10 protein-coding genes are annotated in these 8,710 nt (G+C 67.6%); 6 read left to right on the top strand and 4 right to left on the bottom strand.

Features of this window, described 5'->3' with window-relative positions; genetic code table 11:
- Positions 1-202: 202 nt before the first annotated feature.
- A complete protein-coding gene (locus ACSFA8_RS23175) occupies positions 203-1,060 on the top strand; it encodes an HpcH/HpaI aldolase family protein (RefSeq protein ID WP_435481831.1) in 858 nt (285 codons plus the stop codon).
- 122 nt (positions 1,061-1,182) lie between these two features.
- Here ACSFA8_RS23175 and ACSFA8_RS23170 read toward each other — a convergent pair whose 3' ends face one another.
- Positions 1,183-1,524: a hypothetical protein gene (locus tag ACSFA8_RS23170; RefSeq protein ID WP_435481830.1), complete on the bottom strand. Its 342-nt coding sequence runs from the start codon at positions 1,522-1,524 to the stop codon at positions 1,183-1,185.
- Positions 1,525-1,742: 218 nt separating this feature from the next.
- Between ACSFA8_RS23170 and ACSFA8_RS23165 the strand changes: the two genes are divergently transcribed.
- Positions 1,743-3,308: a phospholipase D family protein gene (locus ACSFA8_RS23165; RefSeq protein WP_435481829.1), complete on the top strand. Its 1,566-nt coding sequence runs from the start codon at positions 1,743-1,745 to the stop codon at positions 3,306-3,308.
- Between the two features lie 36 nt (positions 3,309-3,344).
- Here the strand turns inward: ACSFA8_RS23165 and ACSFA8_RS23160 are convergent, their stop codons facing one another.
- A complete protein-coding gene (locus tag ACSFA8_RS23160; RefSeq protein ID WP_435481828.1) occupies positions 3,345-4,835 on the bottom strand; it encodes a cyclic nucleotide-binding domain-containing protein in 1,491 nt (496 codons plus the stop codon).
- Between the two features lie 87 nt (positions 4,836-4,922).
- Here ACSFA8_RS23160 and ACSFA8_RS23155 point away from each other — a divergent pair, with 87 nt between their 5' ends.
- Together ACSFA8_RS23155 and ACSFA8_RS23150 are read left to right on the top strand one after the other, a co-directional pair.
- Complete coding sequence (locus ACSFA8_RS23155) at positions 4,923-5,105, top strand: hypothetical protein (RefSeq protein ID WP_435481827.1); 183 nt, start codon at positions 4,923-4,925, stop codon at positions 5,103-5,105.
- Entirely contained in the window at positions 5,102-6,808 is a 1,707-nt protein-coding gene (locus ACSFA8_RS23150; RefSeq protein WP_435481826.1) for a patatin-like phospholipase family protein, read from the top strand. The genes ACSFA8_RS23155 and ACSFA8_RS23150 overlap by 4 nt, the downstream gene beginning before the upstream one ends.
- A gap of 240 nt (positions 6,809-7,048) precedes the next feature.
- Here the strand turns inward: ACSFA8_RS23150 and ACSFA8_RS23145 are convergent, their stop codons facing one another.
- On the bottom strand, positions 7,049-7,225 hold the full coding sequence (locus ACSFA8_RS23145; RefSeq protein ID WP_435481825.1) for a dienelactone hydrolase family protein: 177 nt from the start codon (positions 7,223-7,225) through the stop codon (positions 7,049-7,051).
- A gap of 448 nt (positions 7,226-7,673) precedes the next feature.
- Here ACSFA8_RS23145 and ACSFA8_RS23140 point away from each other — a divergent pair, with 448 nt between their 5' ends.
- Positions 7,674-7,907, top strand: coding sequence for a hypothetical protein (locus ACSFA8_RS23140; protein ID WP_435481824.1), 234 nt, complete (start codon positions 7,674-7,676; stop codon positions 7,905-7,907).
- 93 nt (positions 7,908-8,000) lie between these two features.
- Here ACSFA8_RS23140 and ACSFA8_RS23135 read toward each other — a convergent pair whose 3' ends face one another.
- Positions 8,001-8,408 (bottom strand): hypothetical protein, encoded by a 408-nt coding sequence (locus tag ACSFA8_RS23135; protein WP_435481823.1) that lies wholly within the window; start codon positions 8,406-8,408, stop codon positions 8,001-8,003.
- A gap of 44 nt (positions 8,409-8,452) precedes the next feature.
- Here ACSFA8_RS23135 and ACSFA8_RS23130 point away from each other — a divergent pair, with 44 nt between their 5' ends.
- The gene (locus ACSFA8_RS23130; RefSeq protein ID WP_435481822.1) at positions 8,453-8,668 is read left to right on the top strand and encodes a hypothetical protein; all 216 of its coding nucleotides are present in this window, start codon (positions 8,453-8,455) and stop codon (positions 8,666-8,668) included.
- Positions 8,669-8,710 lie beyond the last annotated feature (42 nt).

Here is an 8,710-nt window from a genome sequence, read left to right as displayed (position 1 = left end):
TCCCACATCAGCGCCTTCTGGCTTTCCGAATAGTAGATCCGTGGCCGCCTTTTCATCTGCAACACTCCTTCCGCCTACGCGGTGGTTAGTGTGTTGCAGCGACCGGTTGAATCCGCCAGCGGAAGCGGACTGTCGTCGGTCGACGCTAGACTTCCGAGTTCGGCCAACTCCTGACTTTCGTGAATGACGGCTTTGAGAAGGAGTGACGACGCCACTGCGCCCATCGCGCGCCGATCCCAAGAGCGCACGCTGGTTGACCGTGCGACCCGGTTACATCAAGATCCCCGTCAAAGGAACCATGATGATGAATCGAATCAAGGCGCTCTTGCAAGAAGGCAAGACAGCGTTGGGCGCCATCGTCACGATGCCGAGTCCCCAGGTCACGCAGGTCATGGCGCGCGCTGGATTCGACTGGTTGCTGATCGACATGGAGCACGGCCCGATCGACCTTGCGTCCGCACATTCCATGATTCTTGCCACGACCGGCACACCGGCGGTGCCGATGGCGCGGATTGCCGCCAACGTACCCTGGCTGGCAAAGCCGCTGATCGATGCGGGCGCATTGGGCATCGCGGTACCCATGGTGTGCAGCAGGGCCGAAGCCGAGGCGGCAGGCAGGGCGCTCCGCTATCCGCCGGCAGGCGAGCGCATGTGGGGGCCGTTCTACGCGCCGATGCGCTGGGACACGCCGATGCGCGACTACATGGTTGCAGCAGATAAAGAGCTGCTTTCGATTATCACGATCGAGCACGTCGATGCGGTAAAGCGTATCGACGAGATCGCCGAAGCCCAAGGCGTAGATGTTGCGATCATCGGCCCCGGCGATCTCGCCACAAGCTTCGGCCATCACGGCCAGGTCGATCACCCGGAAGTCCAGGCTGCCATGCGCGAGGCGGAGCGCGGCATTCTTGCCAGCAACATCGCGTTGGGTGGCGTTGCGTTTTCCCCGGAGCACGCCAATCGAATGATCGACGCAGGCTACCGAATGATCGCTCTGGGCTTTGACTGGTCGCTGCTCCAAAGGGGCATCGCCGCGGCGGTGAACGGCATCCAACGGTAGGCATCACAGCGCGCTGGCGCCGCGCTCTTTGATCGGCTGCTTTATGGTGCCCTGTCTTGAATCACGATCGTCTGCAGTGGGCCAGATTGCGACGGTCAGGCGTCGCGGCTTATGGACCGCTATCAGTCTTGACCTGCAGGACGATAGTGGATCGCTGTATCGACGGTGCCGTGGACATACACCGCGCGATGGGACGCGACCGTCACCGAAATCCGCCAGCAGAGCGAGCTCCAACCTGCAGCGTCCACATCGCCAGACCGACGGACCCGATTTGGCGGCAGCAACCCGAGCAGCAGGAATGCCACGAGCATGCGCGTAGCGCTCAGTTCGCCTCCTGGAATCAGGCGCGGCAGTTCGTCGCGCATCAGACGTTCGCTGCCAAAGAAGAAGATCGCGGCAACTAACGTGCCGAGCACGGCCAAGCTCCGAATGCGGGCACCGCGGGTCAAGGTTGAGGAGAACATGGTTTGGCGGATCCGGCACCCGTTTGGCGCCGCAGCAATTCTGCGGCCGCCGCCAGGCGCAGGATAGGTGCGGCAATCGACGCGCGCGGGTTCGAGATCGCGGGCGGCATGAGGTGCGTGCCGGCTGCTTGGACAAGCAGGACCTTCCGCTGCCCTGTGGAAGGGGTCAGAATGCGGCGAACGCTCGCTTCCAGGCGATGCGGTTCGGAACCGAGGCCATGAGACGCTGGTTGACCGCCCTCTTCGTGCTGCTGCTCGGCGGCTGCACAACGCTGCCGGCGCGCATCGCGCAGCCTGCCAGCAGCGCCATCGCCGTTACCGACGTCACGTACCTCGGGCGCATCGCTGCGGCGAGTCTGGCCGATGCACCCGGAGGCGACACGGGCTTCAGGCTGCTACCCAGCGGCGAGATGGCCTTCGATGCACGCCTTGCGCTGGCCGAGGCGGCCACACGCTCCATCGATGCGCAGTACTACCACATCCATGCCGATACCGCCGGCGCCGCGTTCCTCGCGGCGCTGCGGGATGCCGCGCTGCGCGGCGTGCGCGTGCGGCTGCTGGTGGACGACTACCACGCCGGCGAACTCTACCTCCTGCTGCGCGGGCTGGCCGCGTTTCCGAACGTCGAGGTGCGCCTGTTCAACCCGCTGCCGGCGCGCTACGGCACGTCGATCGGTCGCATGCTGATGTCGCTGCACGAATACGCGCGTGTCAACCACCGCATGCACAACAAGCTCTTCGTCGCCGACAACCAGTTTGCCGTCTACGGCGGGCGCAACATCGCCGACGAATACTTCACGCGCCACGGCCAAGCCAACTTCATCGACCTCGACGTGCTCTCCGCCGGCGCGGTCGTGCGCGAGCTGTCGGCGAGCTTCGACCGCTACTGGAACAGCGAACAGGTGTGGGCGCTGGAGCAGCGGCTGCATGCGTTGGAACGCGTCATGGAACCCGCCGAGCGGCGCGCCGACTTCGACATGCGGCTGAACGAGATCGCCGGCCCTCCGCCGAACGTGCCGCCGCGCGACCACCTGGGCCAGAGCACGGTGCGCGCGCAGATCGCGCAGGGCCGCTTGCAGTTGCTGCCCGGCACGGCCCGCGTGCACGACGACCCGCCCGACAAGTTGGTCGGCCCGGTGGACACGAACAAGGCCACCCGGGCGATGCGCGCCAAGCTCGACGTGATCGCCGGCGCGCGCGAGGAGGTGGTCGTCGTCAATCCATATTTTCTGCCCGGCCCGGTCGGCCTGCGCATGATGCGGGAGGCCCAGCAGCGCGGCACGCGGGTGCTCATCGTCACCAACTCACTGGGCTCCACCGACGAGCCGCTTGTGTACCGCGCCTACTCGCGCTACCGCCCCGAGATGCTGAAACTGGGCGTAGAGCTGTACGAGTTCGGTCCCGAACTGGTGCGGCGGTCGGACAGATTCGGAGCCTTCGGCAAGTCCACGCCGCGCCTGCACGCCAAGGTGGTGGGCGTGGACCGGCGCTGGATGGTGGTGGGCTCGGTCAACCTCGATCTTCGCTCGGCGGTGCTGAACACCGAGTTGGGCGTCACCATCGACTGCGCGGCGCTCACGCTTCAGGCGCTCGGCCTGCTGCGCGCCGATGCCTTCGCCAGCATGTACCGGCTCCAGCTTGGTGAAGACGGCCAGACGGTCGAATGGCATCTGCGCGACGACAGCGGCAAGACGCAGGTGCGGCACGACGAGCCGCACGCGAGCCTGTGGCAAGGCATTTCGCAGTGGCTGCAATCGTTGCTCGTGTCCGAGAACGACTTGTAGCCGGCCCCGGCCAGGGTCCCTTGAATCCGAGGTTCATCAACGCGCGATGCGCACGATGCGCGCCGCGCCAATGGCCGTCACTGCCATCGCCTGCTTCGTATCGAAGAAGGCGGGCGCGCGCACGACGGTCGATGTGCCAACCTGCTCGACCTGCACGCTGCCCAGCAGCACGAGCAAGAGCTCGCCGGCGCTCACCTCGGCGCGCTCGCCGGCGGCCAGCGGCCGGTGCTGCCCCGCGTGGACGACCGCCAGCCGCGCCGCGCGCTCCATCGTCTTCCACGTCGGCAGGCCACGCACGCAGTCGTCGAAGCGCCGCGCCGCGAAGTTCTTCCAGAGGATCTCGCTCAGTTTCGGGTGCGCTTCGAGGATGGAGAACAACGCCGCGCGCGAAATCTGGATGAGCAGCGTGGCGGTGGCGGTGCGCAGCGAGGCACTGCGCCGTTCGCCGCTGAGCATGGCGATCTCGCCGAACATGTCGCCGCTGGCCAACTCGTCGATGATGGCGTCTTCGCCTTCATCTTCGCCTGCGCCCTCGCGATCGGCCAGCACATAGACGGCGCCGCGCGCAATCACGTAGAGCTCGTCGCCGGGGTCGCCGGCACGAAAGACGATCCTTCCCGCAGGAAGCGCAACGATTTGCGCGCTGCGTGCCAGCGTGGCCAGGCTGGGTGCGCCGAATGAGCCGAACAGTGCGGTCGCCTCGAGGCGCCGGACGACCTCGGCCGGGCGCAGCAACTGGCCGCCGATGGGCAGGCGGTACAGCATCGCCGTGAATCCCTCCCTGCGCCGTGCGTAGCGCTCGGCGAAGAAGGTCGAGATCATGTGCCAGAGGTTGTGCGGGTCGATCCTGGCGAGGGTGACGAGTCCGTCGCCTTTGCCGTAGCCGGGGTTGGCCTCGATGAAAAAGCGCGCCGCGGGCTTGTCGCATTGGCGCCAGTAGTAGCGCTCGACCTCGGAGTCGCGCGTGATCCAGTGCACCTGGCGAGTAAGCGGGTTGTCGGAGGTCACGCGCTCGAGGCCGAACGAGTTCGCCAACTCGTCCATGACGTCGACCACGGCCGGCGGCGGCGGATGCCGGGTGCTCGGCCAGACCACGTCGAAGTGCTTGGCAAACAGGCAATAGCTCGAAGGGTGCACCAGCGAGCCGAGGTAGTAGACGCGCCGCCCGGGGTAGCGCAGCAGGTAAGGCACGCCGAGCTTGAGGCCGAAGCGCGTGTTGGTATTGCCACCCCGGTAAGCGCGCAGCGAACCGGCCTCGGCACGAAAGATGGCGCTCGCCTTGCCGGCCAGTTCACGCTCGAAGATGTGCAGCGCGAAGTAGCCGACGATCTCGCCTGCGTGGTTGCGGTGCACGTTGATCCAGGTGTGCTCGGCCGGGGACTCGACCACGTACTTCGCGAACGAGTCGCGGCTGACGCCGTCGAACACCTCGCAATGGACCTTGTAGAGCGCATCGATGAACTCTTGCCGCGCGGCGGGGTCGAGCTTGCTCGGGACGACGATGGCGGATTTGGCGATCTTCGGCATGGGTGTCGGGCTCGCTGCGGACCACCCGTCGAACCGCCGGAAATCCGAAGGCCTGCGGGTGGCACGCGTGGCGGCATACTGACGGCCATGCTCGCCGAACCGCCGCCCCTTTGCAACCGCCGGACGCATCCGGCCGAGGCGCTCGCAGTCCTCGCCGAAGGTTGCGGGTTCCTGCTGCTCGGCGTGCTCGGCGTGCTCGCCGCACCAATTGCCCTGCCGATCGAGAACGTCGCGCGCCGGGACGCCCTGGTGCCCGGCCTGGCGCGATGACGCCTGCGCTCGCCCTGCACCCGCTGTTCGCCGGCATTTCGTCCGAGGCGCTCGCCTCCCTTGAACGACACCTGCAAACGCGTCGCTTCGAAGCGGGCGACATCATCCTGCGCGCCGGCGTGCCGTCGGCCGAGCTGTTCGGGCTGATCGACGGCGCTGTGCGCGTCGAGCTGGACGGGGGTGGCCGGCGGCTGCTGCTGTTGCCGCCCCAGTGCTTCGGCGAGCTGTCGGCGTTGACCGGCGATCCGGTCTCGGCCACCGTCGTCGCCCAGCGCGATGTGCGAACCTGGGTCCTCTCGGCCCCCGTTCTCTTGGAGGCGATGTCGCAGGAGGTCGCGTTCTTCCGCAACGTCGCGACCTTGCTGGGGCTGCGCCTTCGCGAGCGGACGCGCCGTGCGCCGGCGGCGCGGCCGCGCGTCGTGCTGGTGCCGACGGGGGAGGAAGGCGACCCGATCCTGTTGGCGGCGCTTGCCCGCGGTTTGCAGCACTACGCGCCCGGCTCCGAGCACGACGAGTCGCGCGACGACGCGGCAAGCGGCGCGCAGCGCATTCGCCGCTGGCGGGACGTTGGGCCGAGCGACGCAGTGCTGCTGCTCGGTACCGGCCAGGCCGGCAGCGCGGCGTTGCTGGCGGAACTCGATGCCGATGACGCGTTGCTGGTCACCGCAGACGATCTGCGCCGGCTCCCGGATACGCACGCCGCCCCCGTCGTCTGGCGCCCGGGTGCGCTCTCCGGGGCGGCGGCACTGCAGCGCTGGTGCCACGCGGTGCCGCGCGACGAGATCGACGCTGCGGCATCGGGCGGCGACTGGTCGCGGGCGCGCCAGCCGGCGCTCGATCACCTCGTGCGGCGGCTTTGCGGCCGGGAGGTGGGCGTGGCCATGAGCGTGGGCGCGGCTGCCGGGCTGGCGCACCTGGGGGTGCTCGAGGTCCTGGAAGGCGACGGGCTGCCGATCGACTTCCTTTGTGGCTCGAGCATGGGGGGTGCCGTGGCACTGGCCTTTGCCCGATTCGGCAGCGCGCGCGCGGCGACCGAGAACGTCCTGCGCGTGGTCGCGGACTTCGCGCGCGCCAGGGGCATGCAATGGCTGCCACGCGCCTCGCTCTTCTCCGCATCGCGCATGACGACGCTCACCCGCGAGCTGTATGGCGATGCCACGTTTGCGCAGTTGCGGTTGCCGGTCGCGGTCGTCGCGGCCGACCTGACGATGGGCAAGCGTGCCGTGCTCGACAGCGGCGCCGTGGCGCCGGCGGCACGGGCCACGGCGGCGATCCCGGGGGTGTTCGCCGCGGTCCGGCTCGGCGACTCGGTACTCGTCGACGGTGCGGTCGTGTCGCGCCTGCCGGTCGATCTGCTCGCTGCGCGCGGCTGCGGCTTCAGGCTCGCCGCGCTGGTCCGACCCACCTATCCCGAGGCGCCCCCCGATGCTGCGCGCGCCGCCGATCGCTTCGAACAGCGACTGCGTCGCCCGTTCGGCCTGCGCGCCGCGATGGGCGGTGCCTGGCGCTTGCAGGGCTGGTGGGACGCCGCCGCCCAGGCCGATCGCGCCGACCTGTCGCTGACCGTTCCGATCCCGGTCGGCGAAGGCTTCAACTTTGCGGCGGCCGAGGCCATGGTCGACTGTGGCCGGCGCACGGCGCTGGAGCGTCTGCCGCAGATCCGCCTGGCGATGCAGCAGGTCCTGGCGCCAGGGGTGCCTTGACAATACGCAGCCGGGCGTGGGTCACCGGCACCCAGTAGTTGACCTGCGGCGCGCCGCGCGCTCCACGCCCCTACGCCAGGCGCGCGCCTGGATTCCACCGCGCACGCCTGTACCGCCTGGCTCGGTGGCATACCGGCTGCGGCAGGCTGGCCAAAGCGGTCTCGACTTCGGTGAAGTCGCCCAGGACGTCTGGTTCCAAGAATGGGAAAAGGAGCTGGACCTTCGGGAGATTGCTCGCCACTAAGCTTCCACCGACACCGCAGCGACTTTCTTGGAAAGATCCTGGTAGTGCAGTTGGTCGCTGTCCCACCCGTGCACGAAAAGTACGCCAGGCTGATCGATCGCTCCCCCGACCAGATCGCCTTCCAGCCGTTCGCCTCCGCTCTGGATCGTGATGTCTTGTGTTTGCAGTGCCATGACGCGAAGGTGGTTTGCTCGTTCGCGTGAAATATTCAGTTGGCGGCCTGGGTGCAGTGCGCAGCCGGCGCCGCGCCCCGGCGCGCGGAGCCGCCTACGCGCAAATTTCCCTGAGCCCATGAATGCCCTCGGTCGGAAACAGCAGTGCGGGCTTTCGCAACGATTGGCGATGGAAGCTTGGGGCGCTTTGTTGAATATTCTGCCCCCAGTCCATGCGAGGAGACCTTGCGCGCTTCCCGCGGATCAGTTCGCGACCCCAGCAAGGTGCAGAACAGCCCCAAGCGCTCGGTGCGCCGGCGAGGCCGTCTTCGATTTCGAGCGCCGAGCGGGTGGCAACCATCAAGCGGGGCTCGGGCAGGTGTCCGCGCCCGCCGGATCGGGCGCTCAAATGCCGAGCAATGCCGGGTTGTGCCACAGGGAAAGCGGCGGATGCAGCTATCCTTGTGCCATGTCGTCTGATCTGCGTTTCATTGGCGTTTCGGTTGTCGAGGAGGTGCCCGGCGAGTTCCGCTGGGTCATCCTCAAGGGACTGGGAACCGTCCCCCTGATTGTGGAGCGGGATCTCTCGCCATGCGCCTTCACGAGCTGGGCAGCCGCCCTGGATGCCGGTGTGGTGGCACTCAAATGGTTGGCCGACGACGATCAAGCCGGGCCTCGCTGGTTCGAAGACTGCGAAGGCTGAGCCGCCTTCCGAGGACGGCTGCTGTGGCGGCGACCCCCCGCGCCTTCGCCGTGTCGATCCGCCGTGGCCGCCCGGACTCTGGCAGAACCGTGGTCATTTGCGGCGTCTGTCGTGCGCCGCCATCGTCCGGCCAATCTCCGAAGCCTTACGCGACCGCACCAGCGCTCGGGCTCGCTCGACCGACGCCGGGGCGAATTCGGGCGCCTCGCGCAACACGCACCACCAGGTCTGCGGGAACACTGTCCCGCTGCCCTTGGCGCCGCGCGGCGGGTAGACCTCGTAGCCTGACAGCAGCAGGCCGCGGTCGTTCAACTCCAGCACCCTGATCTTCGTCAGGACGGGCAGCTTGTAGCGCTCGCCGTCCGGCCCGAGCAGCACCGCAATGCGGCTGTTGAAGCCATGCCGGCGGATTCGCAGCTCGCCGCTTGCAGGGTCGGCCTTGACCATCGCCTGGTCGACCAGAACGCCCTGGCGGCGACATCTGTAGACGATTGCGTACATGGCGATACTGTACAAATAAACAGTATATGGCTACGATTGATCTCATGGAACAGGAACCGACGGCAGTCTGGATTGCGGCGTGCGCCCACCGGCTGCAGCAGCACTGGCGCACGGTCGATCCAGGCGAGCTGGAAGTGGTTGCCGGAGAAATCTGGCGCGACCCGCGCTTTCGATCGATGGCGCCCGACAAGGCCGCTGGCGAGTGGCTTTCGCCGGTAGCATCCGATCCATGTGCACCCGATACATCCCGCCGGACGTAGCCGAGATCGAGCGCGAATGGCACGGCTAGATGAGTTCTGATA

The organism is Variovorax nitratireducens (assembly GCF_051216545.1).
GTDB lineage: Bacteria > Pseudomonadota > Gammaproteobacteria > Burkholderiales > Burkholderiaceae_C > Variovorax.
Note: the sequence above shows the minus strand (reverse complement) of the source record. Positions and strands in the feature narration are given on the sequence as shown.

Excerpts from the sequence above, each read along its gene's own strand:
- ACSFA8_RS23170 (WP_435481830.1), bottom strand. The coding sequence starts at position 1,524 with ATGTTCTCCTCAACCTTGACCCGCGGTGCCCGCATTCGGAGCTTGGCC.
- ACSFA8_RS23165 (WP_435481829.1), top strand. The coding sequence starts at position 1,743 with ATGAGACGCTGGTTGACCGCCCTCTTCGTGCTGCTGCTCGGCGGCTGC.
- ACSFA8_RS23160 (WP_435481828.1), bottom strand. The coding sequence starts at position 4,835 with ATGCCGAAGATCGCCAAATCCGCCATCGTCGTCCCGAGCAAGCTCGAC.
- ACSFA8_RS23155 (WP_435481827.1), top strand. The coding sequence starts at position 4,923 with ATGCTCGCCGAACCGCCGCCCCTTTGCAACCGCCGGACGCATCCGGCC.
- ACSFA8_RS23150 (WP_435481826.1), top strand. The coding sequence starts at position 5,102 with ATGACGCCTGCGCTCGCCCTGCACCCGCTGTTCGCCGGCATTTCGTCC.
- ACSFA8_RS23145 (WP_435481825.1), bottom strand. The coding sequence starts at position 7,225 with ATGGCACTGCAAACACAAGACATCACGATCCAGAGCGGAGGCGAACGG.
- ACSFA8_RS23140 (WP_435481824.1), top strand. The coding sequence starts at position 7,674 with ATGTCGTCTGATCTGCGTTTCATTGGCGTTTCGGTTGTCGAGGAGGTG.
- ACSFA8_RS23135 (WP_435481823.1), bottom strand. The coding sequence starts at position 8,408 with ATGTACGCAATCGTCTACAGATGTCGCCGCCAGGGCGTTCTGGTCGAC.
- ACSFA8_RS23130 (WP_435481822.1), top strand. The coding sequence starts at position 8,453 with ATGGAACAGGAACCGACGGCAGTCTGGATTGCGGCGTGCGCCCACCGG.